Source organism: Pseudomonas sp. 22490, assembly GCF_052044465.1.
GTDB classification, from domain to species: Bacteria; Pseudomonadota; Gammaproteobacteria; order Pseudomonadales; family Pseudomonadaceae; genus Pseudomonas; species Pseudomonas aeruginosa.
On sequence record NZ_JBQENS010000014.1, the window covers coordinates 39,096 to 63,610 of the forward strand.

Genomic DNA, 24,515 nt, shown 5'->3' on the forward strand with positions numbered 1-24,515 from the left:
CGCGCGGCGCCGGCTGGCGGTACAATGCCGCGCTTCATCAGCGACAGCCGCTTCGCAGGAAGCCACCCGTGGACATTCTCAAAGACAAAATCCGCTCGGAAGGCATCGTCCTTTCCGAGCACGTACTCAAGGTCGACGCCTTTCTCAACCACCAGATCGACCCGCAGCTGATGCAGCAGGTCGGTCACGCGTTCGCCATGCGCTTCCGCGACCAGGGCATCACCAAGATCGTCACCATCGAGGCTTCCGGCATCGCCCCGGCGGTCATGGCCGGCCTGGAGCTGGGCGTCCCGGTGATCTTCGCCCGCAAGTACCAGTCGCTGACCCTGAAGGACAACCTGTACATCTCCAAGGTGTTCTCCTTCACCAAGCAGACCGAGAGCACCATCGCCATCTCGGCCAAGCACCTGAACGCCCACGACCACGTGCTGGTGATCGACGACTTCCTCGCCAACGGCCATGCCGCCAAGGCGCTGATCGACCTGATCGGCCAGGCCGGCGCGAGCATCGCCGGGCTCGGCATCGTCATCGAGAAATCCTTCCAGGATGGCCGCGCCCTGCTGGAAAGCGAAGGCTACCGGGTCGAGTCCCTGGCCCGGGTGAAATCGCTGGCCGGCGGTCAGGTCGAGTTCCTCGACTGAGCGCCACTCAGCCCCGCTCTTCCTGGCTGGCTCGCAGGCCGGCCAGCAGCAAGCGCTGGTAGAGTTCCTCGCGAAGCCCCTGCGGATCGTCCAGATCCATGCGCCGCAGATGCGCCGGGTAGGCTTCTGGCTCCGGCGCATCCAGGGTCGCCTTGCCCAGTTCGAGGATCTCGCTCAGCTTCAGCTTGCGCTTGAGCCAACCCAGCGCCCGCAGCAGGTCCTGCTCGACCTCGTCGAAATCGCTGCCCAGGGGAAACTCCGGCAGCGCCGCTGCGTGGGCCTGGTGCAAGGCCTGCAGGCGCTCCGGGGTATTGTTGCGATAGCGTTCGGGCAGGACGAAATCCTTCGGCAGCTTGCCGGCCGACTGGGCCTGCTCGGCCAGCGCCTGCTGGAAGCGCGAGTCGGCGATGGCCAGCAGCGCGGCGATCACTTCCGCGTCATTCTTGCCGCGCAGGTCGGCGATCCCGTACTCGGTCACCACCATGTCACGCAAGTGCCGGGGAATGGTGGTGTGGGCGTACTGCCAGACGATGTTCGAACTGACCTCCCCGCCGGATTCGCGCCAGCTACGCAGCATCAGGATCGAACGTGCGCCCTCCAGCTCGTGAGCCTGGGCGACGAAGTTGTACTGCCCGCCGACGCCACTGAGCACCCGGCCGTCCTCCAACTGGTCGGCGACCCCGGCGCCGAGCAGGGTCACGGTGAAGGCGCTGTTGATGAAGCGCGCGTCGCGCCGCTGCAGACGCTTCAGCTCTTCCTGGCGGTACAGGTTGTTGACGAAGCCGATGCCGGTCATGCCGATCCCGGCGCGCTCTTCCAGCGACATCTCGCGCAGGCGCCGGTAGAACGCCAACGGACCGAGGAAAAAGCCGCCGTGCAGCCACACCCCGCCCTCCACCGGCGCCTCACCGCGCTCGGCGGCACGCTGCCGCGCTTCGTCGGGGTAGACCCGGCGGCTCAGCACGCCGGCCTCGGCCAGCGCCAGCAGACCCGGCACGAACATCTCGCTGCAACCGTAAAGCCCCCGGCGGAACGGCTCCAGGCCACCGTCGCGCTCGATCGTCTCGGCCCAGCGCGCACGCACACCCAGCTCGTCGATCAACGCCCGGTAGGTGGCGTTGTCGCGCTGGCGCAGCAGCAGGGCGGCGGTCAGCGCGTCGCCCATCGAGCCGATGCCGATCTGCAGGGTGCCGCCGTCGCGCACCAGCGCGCTGGCGTGGAGACCGATACAGTGATCCTGCAGGTTGACCGGCATGTTCGGCGTGGAGAACAGCCGGCTGCTTTCCGCCGGCGCGTCGATCAGCAGGTCGAATACCGACTCCTCGACCTCGGCGTCGCCCGGCAGGTAGGGCAGGTCATCGTGGACCACGCCGATGGCGACGATGGTCTCGCCAGCGGCGCGACGCTTCTCCAGCATCGGCAGGAGGTCCAGGGTGATATCCGGGTTGCAGGCCAGGCTCAGCTTGCCCGGCCGCTCGGGATGCCGCGCCACCAGCTGGGCCACCGCGTTGACGCCCTTGGCATTGATGTCGCGGGCGACGTGGCTGTAGTTGCAACTGATGTAGTGCTGCTGCGCCGGCGCGCTGTCCAGCAGGCTGCCGGGCTGCAGGTAGAACTCCTCGACGCGGATGTTCGCCGGCAGTTCGTCGCGGCGTAGGGCGTGCAGGTAATCCAGCTCCGGGTAGTCGGCGAAGACCCGTTCGGCGAAAGGCTCGAGGAAACGCCGTTGCAGGTCGCCGCCAGCGGCGGGACGCCCCAGGGAAAGCGCGGTATACAGCGTCAGTTGGCGCTCCGGCAGGGTCCGCAGGCGCTGGTACAACGCATTGACCAGTCGGTTGGGCTTGCCCAGCCCGAGGGGCAGGCCCATGCGAATCGGGCCCTCGATGGTCTGCAGCAAGTGATCGACTGCGGCGTCGATGGAACAGGTTCGGCTCAAGACGATGCCCTCCGGCGAATGGGTAGCCGGAAGTTTGGACCCTGTTTGCCGGCGGGACGATCCGCCAGCGGGAAAAACCCGCACCGCGGATACGAAAAAGCCGCCAGGAGGCGGCTTTTCGCGACACTGTCCCGGCGTTGTTACAGACCGGACATATGCTTGATCGCGGCTTTCAGCTCGTCGTCCGAGCAATCGGCGCAGGTGCCTTTCGGCGGCATGGCGTTGATACCGGAAATCGCCTTGGCCAGCAGGCCATCGAGGCCGCCCTGCTCCTTGGCGCGCTTGCCCCACTCGGCCTTGTCGCCAACCTTCGGCGCGCCCAGCAGGCCGGTGCCGTGGCAGGTGTTGCAGGTCTTGCCGACGATGTCTTCGCCGGAACGCGCACCGCCGCCACCGGCGGCTGCCGCGACGGCGCCGACGCCTTCGCATTCCTTGCCTTGTACGCAGACCTTGCCTACCGGCTCGAGGCGCTTGGCGATCGCATCGTCAGTGGTCGTAGCCTGAGCGCTTACAGCCCACAGGGCCAACACGGCAGCTTGGGCCGCCAGCATTTTTTTAATCAGGTTCACCCTTACACCCTCATCGTGGCTTATCACACCCGGGCACGATACCGATCACTGCGGGCCGCGCGGGCGGGCGCAAGTATAACGGCAAAGAAAGCCCGGCAGAAACAATTGCACACCCTCGCAAAGCCTTGCGGCATTAGGTCGCAGCCCCGCATGCCCCTTGTCGGCCGGCGCCCTTCGGGCCCGGCGGGGTCTTGTGCTTCAGGTCAGAAATTTGCGGGCGTGGTGGCGCTGATCAAGCGTGCCGGCACATCGTAGGGATTGCGAAAACGGTGCGGCTTGTTGCTCTCGAAATAGTAGCTGTCGCCGCGCTCGAGCACATAGGTCTCGCTGCCGACGGTCAGTTCCAGGCGCCCGTCGACCAGCACGCCGGCCTCCTCGCCTTCGTGGTTGAGCATTTCCTCGCCGGTGTCGGAGCCCGGCGGGTAGGTTTCGTCGAGGAAGGCGATCGCCCGGCTCGGGTGCGCCTTGCCCACCAGGCGCATGGACACCGCGCCGCTGGAAATGTCGATCAGTTCGTCTGCCTTGTAGACAACCTGGGTATGGCTGTCCTGCTCCAGGTCCAGGGAGAAGAACTCCACCAGGGACATGGGGATACCGCCCAGCACCTTCTTCAGCGAACTGATGGAAGGGCTCACGCTGTTTTTCTCGATCATCGAGATAGTGCTGTTGGTGACACCCGCCCGTTTGGCGAGTTCGCGCTGGGAAAGACCTTTGAGCTTTCGGATGGTTTGCAGACGAGCACCGACGTCCAAGGGTGGAGTCCTCCTTATTCTTCTGGCAGGCAAGGCAAAACGAGGCCGCACACGGCTGGCGACCCCAAGTCGGCCGTATCATGGCAACACTGTTCAGTATTTACAACAGATCGGTCGACATGCCTGCGCAAAGAATTCGGAAAGTTTTTCTCAAGCCCCGGAATAGACGCGCGGCACCCTTTTCAGGTTGCACAGCAGCTGGTAGGGAATGCTGCCGAACTGCGCCGCCAGGGCGCCGACCGGCACGTTCGGGCCCCATAGTTCGACCCGGCTGCCCAGCCCGGCCTGGGGATGGTCGGTAAGGTCGACGGTGAGCATGTCCATCGATACCCGGCCAACCAGGCGCCCCGGCTTGCCGTCGATGAACACAAGGGTGCCGTCGGCGGCGTGGCGCGGATAGCCATCGGCGTAGCCCATGGCGACCACGCCGATGCGCTGGCTACGCTCGGTGCTGTAGCGCGCGCCGTAGCCGACCGGTTCGCCGGCCGGCAGGTCGCGGACGCTGATCACCTTCGATTCCAGGGTCATCACCGGGCGCAAGCGGTCGGCCAGCGGATGTGCGCGCTCGAACGGCGTGGCTCCGTAGAGCAGGATGCCCGGACGTACCCAATCGCTGGGCACCTTCGGCCAGCCGAGCACGGCTGGCGAATTGCGCAGGCTGATCTCGCCTTCCAGGCCCTGGCTAGCGGCCGCGAAGGCGGCGAGCTGTTCCTCGGTGCGCGGGCAATCCAGTTCGTCGGCGCGGGAGAAGTGACTCATCATCACGATCTTCGCCACCTTGCCGCTGGCCCGCAGGCGCTCGTGGGCGGCGCGGAAGTCCTCGGGGAAGAAGCCGACGCGGTGCATGCCCGAATCCATCTTCAGCCAGACGTTCAGCGGGCGGGCCAGGCTGGCGCGTTCGATCGCCTCCAATTGCCAGGCGCAATGCACCACGCACCAGAAGTCGTGGGCGACGATCAGCTCCAGCTCGGACGCCTCGAAGAAGCCCTCCAGCAGCAGGATCGGCTGGCGGATACCGGCCTCGCGCAGCTCCAGGCCCTCCTCGATGCAGGCCACGGCGAAGCCATCGGCCTCGGCCGCCAGCGCTTCGGCACAGCGCACTGCGCCGTGGCCGTATGCGTCCGCCTTGATCACCGCGAGCGCACGGGCGCCGGTGGCCTCGCGGGCCAGCCGATAGTTGTGACGAAGGGCTTGCAGGTCGATCAGGGCACGGGCGGGGCGCATGGCGACGGGTCTCTCTTCAGCGAGGTGCGGCATCGCGCACCTTTCATCAGGCGAAAAAAAGCCCGGCTCTCCGGCCGGGCCAGACAAAACTCAGGGCAGCGCAGCGACCACCGACATCTCTACCAGGATCTCCGGCTCGCAGAGCTTGGCTTCGACGGTGGCGCGCGCCGGCGCGACGCCGCGCGGCAGCCACTGGTCCCAGACGCGGTTCATGCCTTCGAAGTCGGCGTCGATGTCCTTCAGGTAGATGGTCACCGAGAGGATCCGAGTCTTGTCGGTGCCGGCCTCTTCCAGCAGACGCTCGATGGCCGCCAGGGTCTCGCGGGTCTGCTGCTCGACGCCCGCGGACATGTCCTCGCCCACCTGGCCCGCCAGGTAGACGGTGCCGTTGTGGACGACGATCTGGCTCATACGCTCGTTAGTGTGCTGGCGCTGGATGGGCATTCTTGGCGTTCTCCGGGGAATTGCTGTAGCGGGAAATATCCAGGCCTTCGGTACTGATCTGCGGGCGCTTCTTCGCCATCAGGTCGGCCAGGTAGCGACCCGACCCGCAGGCCATGGTCCAACCCAGGGTGCCGTGGCCGGTATTGAGGAACAGGTTGCGGTAGCGGGTGGCGCCGACGATCGGGGTGCCATCCGGGGTCGCCGGGCGCAGGCCGGTCCAGAAGGTCGCCTGGCTGATATCGCCGCCCTCGGGATAGAGGTCGGTGGTGATCATTTCCAGGGTCTCGCGGCGGCGCGGGTTCAGCGACAGGTCGAAGCCGGCGATTTCCGCCATGCCGCCGACGCGGATGCGCTGGTCGAAGCGGGTGATCGCCACCTTGTAGGTCTCGTCGAGGATGGTCGAGGTCGGCGCCATCTCCGGGTTGGTGATCGGCACGGTCAGCGAATAACCCTTCAGCGGATAGACCGGAGCCTTGATACCCAGCGGCTTGAGCAGTTGCGGCGAGTAGCTGCCCAGGGCCAGCACGTAGTGGTCGGCGGTGAGCAATTCGCCGTTGACCAGCACGCCGTTGATGCGGTCGCCGGCGAAGTCCAGGCGCTCGATGTTCTGGCCGAAGCGGAACTCCACGCCCAGGCCCTTGGCCATTTCCGCCAGGCGGGTGGTGAACAGCTGGCAGTCGCCGGTCTGGTCGTTGGGCAGGCGCAAGGCGCCGACCAGCTTGTCGGCGACCTTGGCCAAGGCCGGCTCTACGCGGGCGATGCCATCGCGGTCGAGAACCTCGTAGGGCACGCCGGAGCGCTCGAGCACGGCGATGTCCTTGCCGGCGGCGTCCAGCTGCGCCTGGGTGCGGAACAGTTGGGTGGTGCCGAGGGTGCGGCCCTCGTAGGCGATGCCGGTCTCGGCGCGCAGTTCGTCGAGGCAATCGCGGCTGTACTCGGACAGGCGGACCATGCGCTCCTTGTTCACGGCGTAGCGCTCGGCGGTGCAGTTGCGCAGCATCTGCAGCATCCAGGCGTACTGGCTGGGATCGGAGGTGAGCTTGATGGCCAGCGGCGCGTGCTTTTCCAGCAGCCACTTCATGGCCTTCAGGGGAATGCCCGGGGCTGCCCAGGGCGAAGCGTAGCCGGGAGACACCTGGCCGGCGTTGGCGAAGCTGGTTTCCAGCGCGGGACCGTCCTGACGGTCGACCACCACCACCTCGAACCCGGCACGGGCCAGGTAATACGCACTGGCGGTACCGATGACACCGCTGCCAAGGACCAGAACTCGCATTGTCGCCTCCCACGTCGCGGAGGAACCGCGGACGTTTGTTATTTTGAGCGTGTAGATGCGCGCAGTATAGGAAGAGGCAGGCAGAAATAATCACCAATTTTAGGCGGTTACTCAGGTAAAAAACCGGACAATTAGGGGTTTTACCGAGGCGCATCCACCATAAAACTGGAAAAATACCGCATATTTAAATGATCGAGCTCAGGCCGGGAGTCGCTTTTTCGGGAAAGCCTGTCGCAGAAGCCATGGAAAACGGCAGGAGTCCCTGAAGGAACCGCTCGCGACAGGAAAAATTCCGCGGACACTGCCCGGCCCTTGCGACCGGAGCAGCGTCCCAGAGCGCTCGCGGAGCCTTCGCGCTATTTCTTCACCCACTTGCCGCCGACCTGGACGTACTGCCCGGCAGGGGTTCTCTCCATCGCCTTCTTGCCGGCCATGGCCTCCACGTCGGCCAGCGAAGCACCGCTGCTGTTGGCCACCTTCTGGTATTCGGCACGCCGCGCGGCATTGATCTGCGCGGCGATGTCCGCCGCCTGGCCGCTGTTGCTGACCACGCCAAGGTAGCCGTCCGCCTGCTCGCCGACCAGGCCCTGGGCCTTGGCGCCGCCAAGGGCCGACATGGCCTGGCCGAGGTCCATCGCCATGGCGGAAAGGCTGATGCCGAGGGCCAGCAGGGCGATACCGAGTTTGCTACGGGTTGTCATGGATCCGCTCCTTTAGAACAGGCCGCTGTTCTCGTTGATGATGCCGTCCAGAGCCTTGTCGACCTTGATGTAGATCTCGTGCTCGATTTTCACGTTGAGATTGATGTTGATCGGCTCGCTGGGAGCCGCCAGCTGCACGGTGGGCGTGCAGGCCATCGTCAGGCTGCCCAGCAGCAGGACAGCGAATAGAGCGCAGAGGCGCATCGGGGGTTCTCCTGTATGGCTCATGGCGCCGAAGCCTTGCGTTTCTGCATGCGCTCCTGCACACGTTGGCGAATGGTTTCGCTGACCCGGTCGCTCAGTTGCAGGCTGGTCAGCAGTGCCGGGATATCCTCCTCCAGATTGACGTTGAGGTTGACCGGGCGCCCCTTCTCCAGGTCCGGGTTGCTGCCCTGCAAGCGCAGGCCGAGCAACAGCTTGCCGTTCTCATGATAATCGACGCTGCTTTGCAGGACGTCGTAGTGGAAATCGTCGAGGGCATCGGCGACCAGCTTCATCCCCGGGTTGCTGCGCCCCAGCGCCTCGATCTTCGCCGAGCGGAAGCGCAGGTAGCCGGGCTCGCGGGCCTTGACCTGGCCGCCGGAGACGCTGGGCTTCCAGCGGTTCAGCATCAGCGGCAGCTCGCCGTCCAGGGCGCCTTCGCCGGCCAGGCCCTCCGCCGGATAGACCCGGAAAATCTCGCCGAGTTGTATGCCCTGGATACGCAAGGCGAACTTCTGCTCAGCCTGACCCAGGCGGATGCTCCCCGCGGGGACCGAGGCCTGCCCGCCGAACAGGCCGCTCTGCAACGTCTGCCAGCTCAAACGGCCGCTGCCCGGCGCGGAAAGCGGGGCCTCATAGCGCCCGCGGAAACTCACCGGCCCCAGCGGCAGGCCGGGATTGGCCTCGGCCAGGCTCAGGCCGGGGCTGTCCAGGCTCAACTGACCGCCACGCAGGCGCAAGGCCAGGCTGCCGCCCAGCCCCTTCAGCTCGCTGCGGTCGTAGATACCGTCGAGGCCTTTCAGGGTCAGGTCCAGGTCGAGGGACGAGGCGCCCGCCGCATCGAGCTTCCAGCCGGCCGCGGCGGTCGCTCGCCCATTGCCCAGTTCGAGCAGCCCCGGCCAGTCGGCGAGGGTCGCGGCCAGCGGATTGCCGGTACGGAAGAACACCTCGGCCAGCCTGGCGGAGAGCGCCAGGGGCGTCTTCGCGTCGCGCTGCAGCTGGATGTCCGCCGCCAACCCCGCGCCGTTGCTCAGCCGTCCCTTCAGGCTGGTGCGCTCGAGGGTGGTGTCGAGCGGCCCCTCGAAGGTCCAGGCCAACGGTTTGAGGTTGGCCTGGCGGAGTTGTCCGACCTGCGCCTGCAGCGGCCCGGCGAAATGCAGCGCCAGCGGCTGGTAGGCCAGTTCGAGAGCGGCCCCGGCGAGGTCGAGGCGGGGCTGGCCAAGGTGCAGCGTCGACGGCTCGGCCAGGGACGCCGCCTGCAACCGCGCGCCCCTGCCGAAGGAGAGGTTGGCGCGCTGCCCGTCCAGCCGGCCCTCCAGGGGAATCTCCGCGACCAGTCGCTCGGCTTTCCAGCCCAGGTATTGCAGGCACGGCGCGTCCACCTGCAAGCGACCCTCCACCAGCCTGGCGGCCCACGGCGAGATGCCCAGCAGGTCGAGCCGCGTCTCCAGCTTCAGCGTACTCGCGCCCTCGCTGGTGAACGCCAGGCGCAACGCGGTGACGCTATCGGCATCGCGCTCCAGCGGCTCGCTGCGCAAGCCCAGCGCGCTCGGCCGCAACTCGGCCGGCAGCGCCTGCAACCACTCGCCGTGCAACTGGCTCAGGCGCAAGTCGCTGCGCAGCTGGCGTGGCAACCAGGCGCCCTCGTCTCCATCCAGTTGGACTTGCAGTTCGCCCTGTACATTACCCAGACCGGGCAGCGGCCAGGCTTGCGGAGCCTGCACCAGCAGCGCCGCCGAGCCACCGCCGTCGAGCACCCGGCGCGGCTCCAGCCAGTCGCTGCCAGGCGCCAGGCGGATCGTCCAGTCCGCTTGCAGACGCAGGGCTTGCGGTGCGTCGGGCAGGCGCTGCGCTTCCGGCAACCAGCGATTGAGCCAGACCACCAGGCCACGGGTGTCCGGCAGGCCGGGCGCCTCCAGGCGCCCCTGCCAGAGGCCGTCGCCATCGGACGGCGCGAGCTGGCTGTCCAGCGTCAGCAGCGCCTGCCGGTCGAGTTGCGCGCGCGTCCGCAGGCGCCAACCGGTAGGCTCCTCGAAGAGCTGGGCGTCGAGCTGGGCCTGCTGCGCCTCCTGTTGCAGGCGCAGTTGCGCAGCCAGCGGAAACAGCGCTCCCGACGGGCGGCCGATGTCCAGTCCGCCGTCCTGCTCGCAGCGGCCGGCGGGACAAGGCAGGTCGAGATGGAAGCGTTCGAGGTGGATCTGTTCCGGCAGCCAGGCGAGGGTCTCGCGCAGGGACGTCCAGTCCAGCGCAGCGGAGTCGTCGTCGGAACTCGCGGCAGCCGGTTGCCAGGCGAGCGCCACTTGCTCCACGCGCAGGCCGGGTAGACGCGGACGCCAACCCGACAGCCCGGGCCAGCGCAGCAGCGCGTGTTCCACGTCCAGTCGCAGGCTGGCGCCATCCGCGCCGCGCCGCTCCAGCGCCAGCCGTCGCAGCCCGATGCCTTCGGCGGACAGGCCCAGGCCTTGCCACTCCAGGCGCTCGACACCCTGCTCGCGCAACAGGCTGCGCCAGGCATGCCAGCCGTAGCCGAACGCCAGCAGCAACAGCACTGCAAATACCAGCAGCAACGTCGTCCTTCTGCGCAAACGCATGTCCTACCTCTGTCCGTTGCCGACCCGGCCAAGGGTGGCGGGGCCCTCGTGCAAGATCAAGGCGTTTTCCCTGGCCAGTGTTTTTCCCTGCTTTCGACGTTATATTGGCGGAAAATTTCCGGATTTTCCGAGCCAGACGGGGAGCCTCCATCCATGCGTACCCAGCATCAGAGCAAGCGCGAGCTGGACAAGATCGACCGCAACATCCTCCGCATCCTGCAGGAGGAAGGTCGCATTTCCTTCACCGAGCTGGGCGAACGCGTCGGCCTCTCGACCACACCCTGCACCGAACGCGTGCGCCGCCTGGAGCGCGAAGGCCTGATCATGGGCTATCACGCCCGGCTCAATCCGCAGCATCTGAAGGCCAGCCTGCTGGTGTTCGTCGAGATCAGCCTGGACTACAAGTCCGGCGATACCTTCGAAGAGTTTCGCCGGGCGGTGCTCAAGCTGCCCCATGTGCTGGAATGCCACCTGGTGTCCGGCCACTTCGACTACCTGGTGAAGGCTCGCATCTCGGAAATGGCGTCCTACCGCAAGCTGCTCGGCGACATCCTGCTGAAACTGCCGCACGTACGCGAGTCGAAGAGCTATATCGTCATGGAAGAGGTCAAGGAATCGCTCGACCTACCGGTTCCGGATTGACCCAAGGCACTTTCCGGGAGTCCGCCAGGACTCCCGGCATAGACGGGAAACACCGTCTTTTCTGTACACGATCCCCGCAACACCTCGCAGTTTTTTTCCTTTTTCGCCCTTGGCGAGCGCCTCGACTGACGTTTATGCTCCGTCAAATTTTCCACACATAATAATCAGGATTTCACACATGAACGCCCGCGTTCACCAGCCGGTGCATACCGCCCAACACGCCCCCTCCTACTACGCCGCCACGCTCAACCGACGCATCGAGTGCCCTCCCCTGGCCGGCGAAGAACAGGCCGACGTGTGCGTCGTCGGCGGCGGCTTCTCGGGAGTGAACACGGCGTTGGAACTGGCCCAGCGCGGCTTCTCCGTGGTCCTGCTGGAAGCGCACCGGATCGGCTGGGGCGCCAGTGGACGCAATGGCGGCCAGTTGATCCGCGGCGTCGGCCATGACGTCGAGCAGTTCCTCCCGGTGATCGGCGCCGACGGCGTGAAGGCACTCAAGCTGATGGGCCTGGAGGCGGTGGAGATCGTCCGTCGCCGGGTCGAGCAGTACGCCATCGACTGCGATCTGCGCTGGGGCTACTGCGACCTGGCGAACAAGCCCGGCGACTACCAGGGCTTCCGCGAGGACATGGAGGAACTCCAGGCCCTCGGCTATCGCCACGAGATGCGCCTGGTGCCGGCCGCGGAGATGCGCAGCGTGGTCGGCTCCGATCGCTACGTCGGCGGCCTGGTGGACATGGGCTCTGGCCACCTGCACCCGCTCAACCTGGTCCTCGGCGAAGCCGCCGCTGCCCAGTCGCTGGGCGTCCGCCTGTTCGAGCGCTCGCCGGTGACGCGGATCGACTACGGCACGGAAGTCCAGGTGCATACCGCCACCGGCAAAGTGCGGGCGAAGACCCTGGTGCTGGGCTGCAACGCCTACATGAACGACCTCAACCCGCTGCTCGGCGGCAAGGTACTGCCGGCCGGCAGCTACGTGATCGCCACCGAACCGCTGGACGAGAAACTGGCCCGCCAACTGCTGCCGCAGAACATGGCGGTGTGCGACCAGCGCGTGGCCCTCGACTACTACCGGCTCTCCGCCGACAACCGCCTGCTGTTCGGTGGCGCCTGCCATTATTCCGGCCGCGACCCCAGCGACATCGCCGCCTACATGCGGCCGAAGATGCTGGAGGTATTCCCGCAACTGGCGAACGTCCGCATCGACTACCAATGGGGCGGCATGATCGGCATCGGCGCCAATCGCCTGCCACAGATCGGCCGCCTGCCGGGGCAGCCCAACGTGTACTTCGCCCAGGCCTATTCCGGACACGGGGTGAACGCCACGCACCTCGCCGGGCAGTTGCTCGCCGAAGCCATCGGCGGCCAGCAGAGCGACGGCTTCGACCTGTTCGCCAAGGTGCCGCACATCACCTTCCCCGGCGGCAAGTTGCTGCGCTCGCCACTGCTGGCGCTGGGCATGGCCTGGTACCGGCTGAAGGAAAAACTCGGTAGCTGAGCCCATCCGAGGCTCGGTGGATTCTGAAAAAATCAGGCGGGGCATCGCTCTTCCGAGGAAAACTCCTAGAATTCGCACGACCGGGATGAGCCGGTCGTTCGAGTTTCCACGGGAGATATCCTTGCTTCGCCGATTCCTCCTGCTGGCCCTCCTGGCCCTCTCCGGCTGCGCCAGCACTCCTCCGCCGCAACCGTCGTCGGCACTGCCCGCCGAGGGTACCTGGCTGGCCAGGCAGGCCGAAATCCAGGGACGCGACCACCCCGGCCAGTCCGGCTTCCACCTCCTGGGCGCCAGCGAGGATGCCTTCGTCGCCCGCGCGGCGCTGATTCGCGCAGCCCAGCGCAGCCTCGACATCCAGTACTACATCGTCCACGACGGACTGACCACGCGCGCCCTCGCCTACGAGTTGCTCAAGGCAGCCGACCGTGGCGTGCGGGTACGCATCCTCATCGACGACACCGCCAGCGATGGCTGGGACTACGAGATCGGTGTGCTCTCCGCCCATCCGAACATCCAGGTGCGCCTGTTCAACCCGTTGCACCTGGGCCGCGCCACCGGCATCACGCGAGGCGTCGGCCGCCTGTTCAACCTGTCCCAGCAACACCGGCGCATGCACAACAAGCTGTGGCTGGCCGACGGCACGGCGGCCATCGTCGGCGGACGCAACCTCGGCGACGAGTATTTCAACGCCAAGCCGGAGATGAACTTCACCGACCTCGACCTGCTCGGCGTCGGCCCCATCGCCAACCAGCTCTCGCACAGCTTCGACCAGTACTGGAACAGCGCCATCAGCCGGCCGATCGAGGATTTCCTCTGGCGCGCGCCCTATCCCGGCGAACTGGAGTCGGCCCGACGCAAGTTGCAGCGCTACCTGCGCAAGGAGTCGGTGAAGGAGTCCGGCTACATCCGCCACCTGTTCGACCGCGGCGACCAGCCACGCCTGGGCAACTGGCTGGAGAATCTCACCTGGGCCCGCGCCGAGGCGATCTGGGATGCGCCGCTGAAGGTATTGAGCCGCGGCGAGCCCGACCCGCACCTATTGCTCAGTCCGCACCTGGCGGGCCTGTTCAAGGGCGTGCAGAAGGAACTGATCCTGGTCTCGGCGTATTTCGTTCCGGCCAAGGACGGTCTCAACTACCTCACCGGCAAGGCCGACAGCGGCGTCCGCGTGCGCCTGCTGACCAACTCCCTGGAAGCCACCGACGTGCCCGCCGTGCATGCCGGCTACGCGCCCTATCGGATGGCGCTGCTTGAGCATGGCGTTAAGCTCTACGAGCTGCGCGCCAATCCCGACCAGCCGCTGAGCGGCGCGCCCTGGCGCCTGCACGGATCGAGCAGCGCCAGCCTGCACAGCAAGGCGATGGTCTTCGACCGGCGCAAGGTATTCATCGGTTCGTTCAACTTCGATCCGCGCTCGATCCTGTGGAACACCGAAGTCGGGGTCATCGTCGACAGTCCGCTGCTGGCCGAGCAGGTCCGCCAACTGGCGCTGGAGGGCATGGCGCCGAGCGTCAGCTACCAGGTGCGCATCGACCGCAGCGGTAGCCGGCCGAAGCTGGTCTGGATCGACGAACGCGACGGCCGGCCCCAGGTCCTGCGCCACGAGCCGGGCAGCCTGTGGCGACGCCTGAACGCCTGGGTCGCGGGAATGATCGGACTGGAAAAGATGCTCTGAGGGTCACTCGGAGGCTTCCAGGCCGGTCGCCTCGTCGTCCGCCGGAATCGCCCCGCGCAGCCGCACCAGCACCACGAAGCCCGCCGCGCCGAGCGCCATCATCAACGGCAGGGCGTGACCACTGATCCACTGGCTGGCGGCGCCGGTGGCCAGCGGGCCGAGCAGGCAGCCGATGCCCCATAGCTGCGCGACATGGGCATTGGCCCGGACCAGGGCATCGTCTCGGTAGCGCTCGCCGATCAGGATCAGCGCCAGGGTGAACAACCCGCCGGCGCTGGCCCCGAACAGCACCAGCAGCGGCCAGATCAACGACGTCTGCAGCAGCAGGGGAATCGCCAGGCTGCTCAGCAGCAGCACCAGGCCGCAGCCGCCGAACAGGCCGCTGCGCGAGACCCGGTCGGCGAGCCAGCCGATCGGCAGCTGCAACAATGCATCGCCCACCACCACGGTACTGACCATGGCCAGCGCCACCGCTTGCGGAAAGCCCTGGCGCAACCCGTATACCGGCAGCAGGGTGAGGATCATCGCCTCGAAGGCAGCGAACAATACCACCGCCCAGGCGATCGCCGGCAGACCCCGGCAGAAGGCCCACAAACCGCGCCCGGAGGCACTGTGCGGATCGACCCTGGGCGCACCGCTGCGGCCCAGCAGCAGCAACGAGCCAGCAATCAGCAGGCAGACGCCGAACCAGAAGCCACGGTCGTCGGCGGTACCGATGAAGGTCAGCAGTACCGGCCCGGACAGTTGGCTGAGGGCGTAGCCGGTGCCGTACAGCGCGACCAGCCGGCCACGCCACTTCTCCACCGCCAACTGGTTGATCCAGCTTTCCCCGAGGATGAACACCACGGTGAGCTGCACGCCGATCAGCAGGCGCAGCAACAGCCATACCGGGTAGCTCTGCAGCAGCGCCAGCAGGCCGACGGAGGCTGCCCCGGTGAGCAGGCACAACTGCATCAGCCGCGGCGTGCCGACGCGCGCGGCGAGGCGCCCGGCGATCATCGCGCCGAGCAGCACGCCCACTGCCGGCGTGCTGGCCATCACGCCGATGGCGAAACTGCCGTAGCCCCAGCTCTCCAGGCGCAACGAGACCAGCGGCATGGTCAGGCCAAGGGCGAGGCCGATGCTGATGACTGCGGAACAGACGGCGAAATAGCTTCCCCAACGCATTGCGATTCTCCCGTTGGCACCCCGGAAGCCTTGCCGGGGCGAGCGGATATATCCGGCGCACGAAGCACAGCGGCCGGGCTTCCAGAAGGAAACCCGGCCGCGGGTGTGGCTCGAGAGAGCCGGCCCGGAAGGGCCGACCTAGGCGATCAGAGCTTGATCCAGGTCGCCTTCAGCTCGGTGTACTTGTCGAAGGCGTGCAGCGACTTGTCGCGACCGTTGCCCGACTGCTTGAAGCCGCCGAACGGAGCGGTCATGTCGCCGCCGTCGTACTGGTTGACCCAGACGCTGCCGGCGCGCAGGGCCTTGGCAGTCAGGTGCGCCTTGGACAGGTTGCTGGTCCAGACCGCCGCCGCCAGCCCATAGGGCGTGTCGTTGGCGATGCGCACGGCTTCCTCGGCATCCTCGAACTCGATCACCGAGAGCACCGGGCCGAAGATTTCCTCGCGGGCGATCTTCATCGCATTGGTCACGCCGTCGAAGATGGTCGGCTCGACGTAGGTGCCGCCGGTTTCTTCCAGGGTCCGCTTGCCGCCGGCGACCAGCTTGGCGCCGTCGTTGTGACCGGCCTCGATGTAGGACAGCACGGTGTTCATCTGCTGGGTGTCCACCAGCGCGCCGACGTTGGTTTCCGGATCCAGCGGGTTGCCCGGTTTCCAGCCCTTGAGGGCCTCGATCACCAGGGGCAGGAACTTGTCCTTGATGGAGCGCTCCACCAGCAGGCGCGAACCGGCGGTGCAGACTTCGCCCTGGTTGAAGGCGATGGCGCCGGCAGCGGCTTCGGCGGCGGCCTTCAGGTCCGGGGCGTCGGCGAAGACGATGTTCGGGCTCTTGCCGCCGGCCTCCAGCCAGACGCGCTTCATGTTCGACTCGCCGGCATAGACCATCAGTTGCTTGGCGATCTTGGTCGAACCGGTGAACACCAGGGTGTCGACATCCATGTGCAATGCCAGCGCCTTGCCTACCGTGTGGCCATAGCCCGGCAGCACGTTGAACACGCCTTTCGGAATGCCGGCCTCGACGGCCAGCTGGGCGATGCGGATGGCGGTCAGCGGCGACTTCTCGGAGGGCTTGAGGATCACCGAGTTGCCGGTGGCCAGGGCCGGACCGAGTTTCCAGCAGGACATCAGCAGCGGGAAGTTCCACGGCACGATGGCGGCGACCACGCCGACCGGCTCGCGGGTCACCAGGCCCAGCTCGGCATGGGGAGTGGCGGCGACTTCGTCATAGATCTTGTCGATCGCCTCGGCGCTCCAGCGCAGGCTGTTGGCGGCGCTGGCGACGTCGATGTGCAGCGAGTCGCTGATCGGCTTGCCCATGTCCAGGGTTTCCAGCAGGGCCAGCTCCTCGGCGTTCTCCAGCAGCAGATCGGCGAAGCGGATCATCGTCTGCTTGCGCTTGGCCGGCGCCAGGCGCGACCAGGCGCCGGAATCGAAGGCATTGCGGGCGACCTTGACCGCCTGCTCGGCATCGGCCAGGTCGCAACTGGCGACCTTGGCCAGGAAGCGGCCATCCACCGGGCTCAGGCAGTCGAAGGTCTCGCCGGAGGCGGCGTTGCTGTATTCGCCGTTGACGAAGGCACGGCCTTCGATCTTCAGGTCTTTGGCGCGGGCTTCCCAGTCGGCGCGGGTCAGGGTGGTCATGACAACGTGTCCTCTTATTGGTGTTCTGGGCGCCTGGGAGACAGGCGCGCTGTCAGATTCTGCAAGGCGGGCGCGCGGCCCGTGGTGTCCGCCACCCTAAACCAGAGCAGCGCCTGTTTTCAATATATTTGACAGGAACCCCTCTAACTCCCTTGTCACGTTCATTATTTTAAACATAGACTCGCCCGGACTAGCGTCTTCATCCCTCGCGTGCAACCTGGGTGGCCCTATGACAATGAATAACGAGCCGCAGTCGAGCAGCCTCGACAACTTCTGGATGCCCTTCACCGCCAACCGCCAGTTCAAGGCGCGGCCGCGCCTGCTGGAAAGCGCCGAAGGCATCCACTATATCGCCCAGGGCGGGCGCCGCATCCTCGACGGCACCGCCGGCCTCTGGTGCTGCAATGCCGGCCACGGCCGGCGCGAGATCAGCGAAGCGGTGGCCCGGCAGATCGCCACCCTCGACTACGCCCCGCCGTTCCAGATGGGTCACCCGCTGCCGTTCGAACTCGCCGCGCGGCTGGCGGAAATCGCCCCGCCGAGCCTGAACAAAGTGTTCTTCACCAACTCCGGCTCGGAATCGGCGGACACCGCGCTGAAGATCGCCCTTGCCTACCAGCGCGCCATCGGCCAGGGCACCCGCACCCGCCTGATCGGCCGCGAACTGGGCTACCACGGGGTCGGCTTCGGCGGCCTGTCGGTAGGCGGTATGGTCAACAACCGCAAGGCCTTCTCCGCCAACCTGCTGCCGGGGGTCGACCACCTGCCGCACACCCTGGACGTCGCCCGCAACGCCTTCACCGTCGGCCTGCCCGAGCATGGCGTGGAAAAGGCCGAGGAGCTGGAACGCCTGGTGACCCTGCACGGCGCCGAGAATATCGCCGCGGTGATCGTCGAGCCGATGTCCGGCTCGGCCGGCGTGGTGCTGCCGCCCAAGGGCTACCTTCAGCGGCTGCGCGAGATAACCCGCAAGCATGGCATCCTGCTGATCTTCGACGAAGTGATCACCGGTTTCGGCCGCGTCGGCGAAGCCTTCGCCGCGCAGCGCTGGGGCGTCGTCCCGGACCTGCTGACCTGCGCCAAGGGGCTGACCAACGGCAGCATCCCGATGGGCGCCGTATTCGTCGACGAGAAGATCCACGCTGCCTTCATGCAAGGCCCGCAGGGCGCCATCGAGTTCTTCCACGGCTATACCTATTCCGGCCATCCGGTAGCCTGCGCCGCCGCCCTGGCGACCCTGGACATCTACCGTCGCGACGACCTGTTCCAGCGGGCCGTCGAACTGGAAGGCTACTGGCAGGACGCGCTGTTCAGCCTGCGCGACCTGCCCAACGTGGTCGACATCCGCGCCGTAGGCCTGGTCGGCGGCGTGCAACTGGCGCCGCACGCGGACGGCCCCGGCAAGCGCGGCTACGACGTCTTCGAGCGCTGCTTCTGGGAGCACGACCTGATGGTCCGGGTGACCGGCGACATCATCGCCATGTCGCCGCCGCTGATCATCGACAAGCCCCACATCGACCAGATCGTCGAGCGCCTGGCCCAGGCCATCCGCGCCAGCGTCTGATCCAGGCGGGCGGCTGGCGCCGCCCTGCCCCCCAACTGGCCAGAACCACAAGAACCGAGAGTCAGCATGAACATCGAACAGATCGTCGACTTCGCCCAGGCCAACAGCGCCCCGGAGCACTACAGCCCGGCGCCGGAGAAAATCCTCAAGGGCGACCCGAAACAGAGCGTGCGCAACCACTATGGCAGCCCCTGCGGGCAGTTCAACGCCGGTATCTGGGAAGGCGCCGTGGGCCAGTGGACGGTGAACTACACCGAACACGAGTACTGCGAGATCATCCAGGGCGTCTCGGTGCTGCGCGACCGGCACGGCAACGCCAAGACCGTGCGCGCCGGCGACCGCTTCGTGATCCCTGCCGGCTTCCAGGGCACCTGGGAAGTGCTCGAAGCCTGTCGCAAGGTGTATGTGATCTTCGAAGCCAAGGCCTGAGCCCCGGCTTCATCCAGAATGCTTGTTACCCTTGCCCGCCACCTGGCGGGCTTTTTTGTGCGCGGCCCGGGCCCGGGGTTCGTACGCCGGAAATGAAAAAGCCCGCCAGGGGCGGGCTTTTCGCAAGGTGCCGGATCAATTACTTGATCTTGGCTTCCTTGTAGATCACGTGCTGACGAACAACCGGATCGTACTTCTTGATCTCGATCTTCTCAGGCTTGGTACGCTTGTTCTTGTCGGTGGTGTAGAAGTGGCCGGTACCGGCGCTGGACACCAGACGAATCAATTCACGCATGATTCAGCTCCTTAGAATTTTTCGCCGCGGGCACGCAGGTCAGCCAGGACGGCCTCGATGCCACGCTTGTCGATGATACGCATGCCCTTGGCGGAAACGCGCAGACGTACGAAGCGCTTCTCGGACTCGACCCAGAAACGGTGGTGCTGCAGGTTCGGCAGGAAACGGCGGCGGGTTTTGTTGTGTGCGTGGGAAATGTTATTCCCGGTAACCGGACCCTTACCGGTTACTTGACAGACTCTAGACATGCCTCAGCCCTCTATAACCTCATGCCCAACCCGGCATGGGTTGGCTGCTTTAACTCAAGTTCGATACTCAGTTTCACCGGGGTCTTACCCGCTGCATCCCGACGAAGGAGAGCGTGGCCCCAGAAAAGAGCGCAGCTTTATATCAGAAAGGCGCCCCGCGCCGCAAGGGTGAAGACCATGGCGCAGCCGCGGCCCGCCTCACTGCGGGCTTCGCACCGCGGCCGTTCGTCGCCTTGCCTCGTTGTCGCTGCCCGCCGCATGGTCTAGGGTAGCGATTCAAGGTCGCCAACGGCCTTGCATGACTGCGCCCAACCGCTGCGGATGGGCATGTTAACCGTTCGAATGGAGCCCGTCATGCGCCTCGCCGCTTTCTCCCTGTTCCTCGCCCCCCTGCTGCTCGCCCAGCCCGCCGCCGCTGCCGCCTTGAGCGTGTGCACCGAAGCCAGCCCCGAGGGCTTCGACGTGGTCCAGTACAACTCGCTGACCACCACCAACGCCTCGGCCGATGTGCTGATGAATCGCCTGGTCGAGTTCGACGCCGGCAAGGGGACGGTGGTGCCCTCGCTGGCCGAGCGCTGGTCGGTGTCCGACGACGGCCTGAGCTATCGCTTCGACCTGCGCCAGGGTGTGCACTTCCACAGCACCGCCTACTTCAAGCCGAGCCGTACGCTCGACGCCGACGACGTGGTGTTCAGCTTCCAGCGCATGCTCGATCCGGCCAATCCCTGGCACAAGGTGGCGCAGAACGGCTTCCCGCACGCCCAGTCGATGCAACTGCCGGAGCTGATCAAGCGGGTGGAGAAAAGCGGCGACCACCAAGTGCTGTTCGTTCTCGACCACCCCGACGCGACCTTCCTGCCGATGCTGAGCATGGGCTTCGCCTCCATCTATTCGGCGGAATACGCCGACCAGTTGATGAAGGCCGGAACCCCGGAAAAGCTCAACGCCGAGCCGATCGGCAGCGGCCCGTTCGTGTTCAAGCGCTTCCAGAAGGACGCGGTGGTGCGCTACGCCGCCAACCCCGAGTACTTCGCCGGCAAGCCGGCGGTCGACGCGCTGATCTTCGCCATCACCCCGGACGCCAACGTGCGCCTGCAGAAGTTGCGCCGCGGCGAATGCCAGATCGCCCTGTCGCCGAAGCCGCTGGACGTGGAGAGCGCGCGCAAGGACGCCAGCCTGAAGGTCGAGCAGACGCCGGCCTTCATGACCGCCTTCGTCGCCCTCAATACCCAGCATCCGCCGCTGGACGATCCCAAGGTGCGCCAGGCGATCAACCTGGCCTTCGACCGCACCAGCTACCTGCAGGCGGTATTCGAAGGCAGCGCCAGTGCCGCCACCGGCATCTATCCGCCGAACACCTGGAGCTATGCCAGGGATATTCCCGCCTACCCGCACGCCCCCGAACAGGCGCGCAAGCTGCTGGCCGGCAAGCAGCTTCCCGAGCTGAACATCTGGACCCGCCCGTCCGGCAGCCTGCTCAACCCCAACCCGAGCCTCGGCGCCCAACTGCTCCAGGCCGACCTGGCGGAGGCCGGGATCAAGGCCAACATCCGCGTCATCGAATGGGGCGAGTTGATCCGTCGCGCCAAGAACGGCGAACACGACCTGCTGTTCATGGGTTGGGCAGGCGACAACGGCGATCCGGACAACTTCCTCACTCCGCAATTCAGCTGCGCCAGCGTCAAGTCGGGGCTCAACTTCGCGCGCTATTGCGACCCCGGCCTGGACAAGCTGATTGCCGACGGCAAGGCCGCCAGCAGCCAGGAACAACGCACCGGCCTGTACCACCAGGCGCAGAAACTGATCCACGAACAGGCGCTCTGGCTGCCCCTGGCCCACCCGACCGCCTTCGCCCTTACCCGCCAGGAGGTGCAGGGCTACCAGGTCAATCCGTTCGGTCGCCAGGATTTCTCTCGGGTCGCCGTGAAACGCTGAAGGCCACGCCCGGGAGAACCCAGCGATGGATCTCGACCGTCTCTACCTGCCGCATTGGCAGTTCAGCGAACACCACCAGCGGCTGATCGACGCGCCGGCCGCAGCGGTACTCGACGCGGTGGAAGACCTGCTGCGCTTCGACGACCCGCTGGTGCGCGCCTTCCTCGTCCTGCGCGAAGCGCCGGGAAGGCTGGCCGGCCTGCTGGGCCGGCGCAACGACCTGGCCGGCCGCCCACGCTTCGGCCTGCATGAGTTCACCCGCCTGGAGCGCCGCGCCGACCAGGCCATCGCCTACGGCCTGGTCGGCCGCTTCTGGCGCGCCGACTTCGCCCTGGAACGCATCGCGGACGGCGAGCATTTCCGCTGCTACGACCAGCCCGGAGTGGCCAAGCTCGTGCTGTGTTTCCGTTGCACGCCCAGCGCCAGCGGTACCCTGCTGCACACGGAAACCCGGGTGTTCTGCCCCGATCGCGCCAGCCGCCTGCGCTTCACCCCCTACTGGTTGGCGATCCGCCCGGTCAGCGGGCTGATCCGCCGGCGCCTGCTGGCGGGCATCGAGCGGCGCCTGGGCTGAGCCCTTCGTCGAACGCTCACAGCCAACCGTATTCGGCCAGCGACAGCGGCTCGCCGTCGCCGATGATGAAGTGGTCGAGCACCCGCACGTCGATGAGCGCCAAGGCTTCCTTGAGGCGCGCAGTGAGCTGGCGGTCGGCGAGACTCGGACGGGCGTCGCCGGAAGGGTGGTTATGGGTCAGGATCAGCGCCGCCGCGTTGTGCGCCAGGGTGCGCTTGACCACCTGGCGCGGGTAGACGCTGGCGCCATCGATGCTGCCCTGGAACAGCACCTCGAACGCCAGGACCCGGTGCCTCGTGTCGAGGAACAGGCAGGCGAACACCTCGTGCTGCTCGTGGCGCAGGCGCGCCTTGAGATAGTCGCGCACCGCCTGCGGGCTCTCCAGTATCGAATCGCGACGCAGGCGCTCGGCCAGGTGGCGCCGGCCCATCTCCAGCACGGCCTGCAATTGCGCATACTTGGCCACGCCGAGCCCGAGATGGCCGCAGAACGAGGCGAGGTCCGCCTCGAGCAGGGCACGCAGCCCGCCGAACTCGCTCAACAGCCGCCGCGACAGCTCGACCGCACTGCAACCGGTCACTCCCGTACGCAGGAAGATCGCCAACAGCTCGGCATCGGAAAGGGCCGCCGCGCCCTGCTCCAGAAGCTTCTCCCGAGGCCGTTCGGCTTCGGGCCAATCGCGGATGCTCATTCGCTTTCCCCATCGAGCCCGCCCGCTGTTCCCGTGCGGACGCTGTGCTATCTTAGCCCATCCTTTTTGCGCGGCAGACGACCTGGGGAGGCGCGTTTGCCGAAGCGCATGTCATCCATTTCCTTATTAAGGCAAGCCTATGCAGCGGCTCTATCGGAAACGCATCGTCCTCGGCGTGGGCGGCGGCATTGCCGCCTACAAGAGCGCCGAACTGGTCCGCCGCCTGCGCGACCAGGGCGCTGAAGTCCGAGTGGTGATGACCCAGGGCGGCCGCGAGTTCATCACGCCCCTGACCCTCCAGGCGTTGTCCGGCCATCCGGTGCATACCGATCTGCTGGACCCGGCGGCGGAAGCCGCGATGGGCCACATCGAACTGGCCCGCTGGGCCGATCTGGTGCTGATCGCACCGGCTACCGCCGACCTCATGGCGCGCCTGGTCCAGGGCGTGGCCAACGACCTGCTGACCACCCTGGTGCTGGCCACCGACGCGCAAATCGCCCTGGCACCGGCGATGAACCAGGCCATGTGGCGCGACACCGCGACCCAGGCCAACGCCGAGCTGCTGCGCCAGCGCGGCTTCCACCTGTTCGGTCCGGCAGCGGGCAGCCAGGCCTGCGGCGACGTCGGCCTCGGACGCATGCTCGAAGCCGAGGAACTGGCGCAGCGCGCCGCCGACTGCTTCCAGCGCCAGGCGCTGACCGGCGTGCATGTGCTGATCACCGCCGGCCCGACCCAGGAAAACATCGACCCGGTGCGCTACATCACCAACCACAGTTCCGGAAAGATGGGCTTCGCCCTCGCCGAGGCGGCGGTGGAAGCCGGCGCACGGGTGACCCTGGTCACCGGCCCGGTGCACCTGCCCACGCCCGACCGGGTGCAGCGCGTCGACGTGGTCAGCGCCCGCGACATGCTGGCCGCCTGCGAGGCGGCGATGCCCTGCGACCTGCTGATCGCCTCCGCGGCGGTCGCCGACTACCGCCCGGAAGTGGTCGCCGCGCACAAACTGAAGAAAGACCCTACCAGCGGCGAGGGCTTGCTCTTGCAGCTGGTGCGCAATCCCGACATTCTCGCCACCCTCGCACAGCGCGAGGATCGTCCCTTCAGCGTGGGCTTCGCCGCAGAAACCGAAAACCTGCTGGACTATGCTGCACGCAAGCTGAAGGACAAGAACCTCGACCTGATCGTCGCCAACGACGTGGCCAACCCCTCGATCGGCTTCAACAGCGACGAGAACGCGATCACGGTGATCGACCGCGACCTGCATCCGAGCACCTTCGCCCAGACCAGCAAGGGCAAGATCGCTCGCCAGCTGGTCGCCTTCATCGCCGACCGCCTCAACCAGCAATGAGTTACTGATGCACTCTCTCCAAGCCAAGATCCTCGACCCCCGCCTGGGCTCCGACTTCCCGCTCCCGCAGTACGCCACGCCGGGCTCGGCCGGCCTGGACCTGCGCGCCATGCTCAAGGAGGACAGCGTCCTCGGCCCGGGCCAGACCCTGCTGATTCCCACCGGCCTGTCCATCTACATCGCCGATCCCGGCCTCGCCGCCCTGGTCCTGCCGCGCTCCGGCCTGGGCCACAAGCACGGCATCGTGCTGGGCAACCTGGTCGGCCTGATCGACTCGGACTACCAGGGCGAGCTGATGGTGTCGTGCTGGAACCGCGGCGAGTCGCCGTTCACCATCGCCGTCGGCGAGCGCATCGCGCAGTTGGTACTGGTGCCGGTGGTGCAGGCGCATTTCGAGCTGGTCGAGGCGTTCGACGAAAGCCAGCGCGGCGCCGGCGGCTTCGGCCATTCCGGCAGCCACTGACCCCGAACACAGGA

General features: G+C 66.6%; 24 protein-coding genes. 10 read left to right on the top strand and 14 right to left on the bottom strand.

The window, feature by feature from the left end; all coding sequences use genetic code 11:
• Positions 1-68: 68 nt before the first annotated feature.
• A complete protein-coding gene (locus ACTJJX_RS17020) occupies positions 69-641 on the top strand; it encodes a xanthine phosphoribosyltransferase (protein WP_003096508.1) in 573 nt (190 codons plus the stop codon).
• 7 nt (positions 642-648) lie between these two features.
• Here the strand turns inward: ACTJJX_RS17020 and ACTJJX_RS17025 are convergent, their stop codons facing one another.
• The 9 genes from ACTJJX_RS17025 to ACTJJX_RS17065 all read right to left on the bottom strand — a co-directional run bounded on the left by ACTJJX_RS17025 (position 649) and on the right by ACTJJX_RS17065 (position 10,332).
• Positions 649-2,508 (bottom strand): acetyl-CoA hydrolase/transferase C-terminal domain-containing protein, encoded by a 1,860-nt coding sequence (locus ACTJJX_RS17025; protein ID WP_003123719.1) that lies wholly within the window; start codon positions 2,506-2,508, stop codon positions 649-651.
• A 209-nt stretch (positions 2,509-2,717) separates the two neighbouring features.
• Positions 2,718-3,146: a c-type cytochrome gene (locus ACTJJX_RS17030; RefSeq protein ID WP_003096511.1), complete on the bottom strand. Its 429-nt coding sequence runs from the start codon at positions 3,144-3,146 to the stop codon at positions 2,718-2,720.
• Positions 3,147-3,349: 203 nt separating this feature from the next.
• Positions 3,350-3,898 (bottom strand): cupin domain-containing protein, encoded by a 549-nt coding sequence (locus tag ACTJJX_RS17035; RefSeq protein ID WP_003096513.1) that lies wholly within the window; start codon positions 3,896-3,898, stop codon positions 3,350-3,352.
• A gap of 150 nt (positions 3,899-4,048) precedes the next feature.
• Complete coding sequence (gene alr, locus ACTJJX_RS17040) at positions 4,049-5,122, bottom strand: alanine racemase (protein WP_003096515.1); 1,074 nt, start codon at positions 5,120-5,122, stop codon at positions 4,049-4,051.
• 90 nt (positions 5,123-5,212) lie between these two features.
• Positions 5,213-5,566, bottom strand: a complete 354-nt coding sequence (locus ACTJJX_RS17045; protein ID WP_003098273.1) for a RidA family protein — start codon at positions 5,564-5,566, stop codon at positions 5,213-5,215.
• A complete protein-coding gene (dadA, locus tag ACTJJX_RS17050) occupies positions 5,541-6,839 on the bottom strand; it encodes a D-amino acid dehydrogenase (protein ID WP_003098274.1) in 1,299 nt (432 codons plus the stop codon). Before dadA ends, ACTJJX_RS17045 begins: the two co-directional genes overlap by 26 nt.
• A 356-nt stretch (positions 6,840-7,195) precedes the next feature.
• The gene (locus tag ACTJJX_RS17055; RefSeq protein ID WP_003098276.1) at positions 7,196-7,540 is read right to left on the bottom strand and encodes a YdbL family protein; all 345 of its coding nucleotides are present in this window, start codon (positions 7,538-7,540) and stop codon (positions 7,196-7,198) included.
• A gap of 12 nt (positions 7,541-7,552) precedes the next feature.
• Complete coding sequence (locus ACTJJX_RS17060) at positions 7,553-7,744, bottom strand: YnbE family lipoprotein (protein WP_003096523.1); 192 nt, start codon at positions 7,742-7,744, stop codon at positions 7,553-7,555.
• A 20-nt stretch (positions 7,745-7,764) separates the two neighbouring features.
• Positions 7,765-10,332, bottom strand: coding sequence for a YdbH domain-containing protein (locus ACTJJX_RS17065; protein WP_004347293.1), 2,568 nt, complete (start codon positions 10,330-10,332; stop codon positions 7,765-7,767).
• A gap of 153 nt (positions 10,333-10,485) precedes the next feature.
• On the opposite strand from ACTJJX_RS17065, the gene dadR reads away from it, so the two are divergent.
• The 3 genes from dadR (at position 10,486) to ACTJJX_RS17080 (ending at position 14,147) form a co-directional block, all read left to right on the top strand.
• A complete protein-coding gene (dadR, locus tag ACTJJX_RS17070) occupies positions 10,486-10,974 on the top strand; it encodes a transcriptional regulator DadR (protein WP_003096535.1) in 489 nt (162 codons plus the stop codon).
• A gap of 178 nt (positions 10,975-11,152) precedes the next feature.
• On the top strand, positions 11,153-12,472 hold the full coding sequence (locus tag ACTJJX_RS17075) for an NAD(P)/FAD-dependent oxidoreductase (protein ID WP_003098280.1): 1,320 nt from the start codon (positions 11,153-11,155) through the stop codon (positions 12,470-12,472).
• An 85-nt stretch (positions 12,473-12,557) separates the two neighbouring features.
• On the top strand, positions 12,558-14,147 hold the full coding sequence (locus tag ACTJJX_RS17080; RefSeq protein ID WP_004347289.1) for a phospholipase D family protein: 1,590 nt from the start codon (positions 12,558-12,560) through the stop codon (positions 14,145-14,147).
• Positions 14,148-14,150: 3 nt separating this feature from the next.
• Here the strand turns inward: ACTJJX_RS17080 and ACTJJX_RS17085 are convergent, their stop codons facing one another.
• Both ACTJJX_RS17085 and ACTJJX_RS17090 read right to left on the bottom strand, forming a co-directional pair.
• Positions 14,151-15,314, bottom strand: coding sequence for an MFS transporter (locus ACTJJX_RS17085; protein ID WP_003117155.1), 1,164 nt, complete (start codon positions 15,312-15,314; stop codon positions 14,151-14,153).
• A gap of 146 nt (positions 15,315-15,460) precedes the next feature.
• Entirely contained in the window at positions 15,461-16,954 is a 1,494-nt protein-coding gene (locus ACTJJX_RS17090; RefSeq protein WP_003098285.1) for an aldehyde dehydrogenase, read from the bottom strand.
• Between the two features lie 229 nt (positions 16,955-17,183).
• Here ACTJJX_RS17090 and ACTJJX_RS17095 point away from each other — a divergent pair, with 229 nt between their 5' ends.
• Positions 17,184-18,518: an aspartate aminotransferase family protein gene (locus tag ACTJJX_RS17095; protein WP_004352308.1), complete on the top strand. Its 1,335-nt coding sequence runs from the start codon at positions 17,184-17,186 to the stop codon at positions 18,516-18,518.
• Between the two features lie 66 nt (positions 18,519-18,584).
• Positions 18,585-18,947: a cupin domain-containing protein gene (locus ACTJJX_RS17100; RefSeq protein WP_003096551.1), complete on the top strand. Its 363-nt coding sequence runs from the start codon at positions 18,585-18,587 to the stop codon at positions 18,945-18,947.
• 139 nt (positions 18,948-19,086) lie between these two features.
• Here the strand turns inward: ACTJJX_RS17100 and rpmG are convergent, their stop codons facing one another.
• Together rpmG and rpmB are read right to left on the bottom strand one after the other, a co-directional pair.
• Positions 19,087-19,242, bottom strand: a complete 156-nt coding sequence (gene rpmG, locus ACTJJX_RS17105; protein ID WP_003096555.1) for a 50S ribosomal protein L33 — start codon at positions 19,240-19,242, stop codon at positions 19,087-19,089.
• Positions 19,243-19,253: 11 nt separating this feature from the next.
• On the bottom strand, positions 19,254-19,490 hold the full coding sequence (rpmB, locus tag ACTJJX_RS17110; RefSeq protein WP_003096556.1) for a 50S ribosomal protein L28: 237 nt from the start codon (positions 19,488-19,490) through the stop codon (positions 19,254-19,256).
• Between the two features lie 354 nt (positions 19,491-19,844).
• Between rpmB and ACTJJX_RS17115 the strand changes: the two genes are divergently transcribed.
• The gene (locus ACTJJX_RS17115) at positions 19,845-21,425 is read left to right on the top strand and encodes an ABC transporter substrate-binding protein (protein ID WP_003098288.1); all 1,581 of its coding nucleotides are present in this window, start codon (positions 19,845-19,847) and stop codon (positions 21,423-21,425) included.
• A gap of 25 nt (positions 21,426-21,450) precedes the next feature.
• The gene (locus ACTJJX_RS17120) at positions 21,451-21,999 is read left to right on the top strand and encodes a hypothetical protein (RefSeq protein ID WP_003098290.1); all 549 of its coding nucleotides are present in this window, start codon (positions 21,451-21,453) and stop codon (positions 21,997-21,999) included.
• A gap of 16 nt (positions 22,000-22,015) precedes the next feature.
• Here ACTJJX_RS17120 and radC read toward each other — a convergent pair whose 3' ends face one another.
• A complete protein-coding gene (radC, locus tag ACTJJX_RS17125) occupies positions 22,016-22,690 on the bottom strand; it encodes a RadC family protein (RefSeq protein ID WP_003096559.1) in 675 nt (224 codons plus the stop codon).
• Between the two features lie 139 nt (positions 22,691-22,829).
• Here radC and coaBC point away from each other — a divergent pair, with 139 nt between their 5' ends.
• The gene (gene coaBC, locus ACTJJX_RS17130; RefSeq protein WP_003114358.1) at positions 22,830-24,038 is read left to right on the top strand and encodes a bifunctional phosphopantothenoylcysteine decarboxylase/phosphopantothenate--cysteine ligase CoaBC; all 1,209 of its coding nucleotides are present in this window, start codon (positions 22,830-22,832) and stop codon (positions 24,036-24,038) included.
• 7 nt (positions 24,039-24,045) lie between these two features.
• Positions 24,046-24,501: a dUTP diphosphatase gene (dut, locus tag ACTJJX_RS17135; RefSeq protein ID WP_003098293.1), complete on the top strand. Its 456-nt coding sequence runs from the start codon at positions 24,046-24,048 to the stop codon at positions 24,499-24,501.
• Positions 24,502-24,515 lie beyond the last annotated feature (14 nt).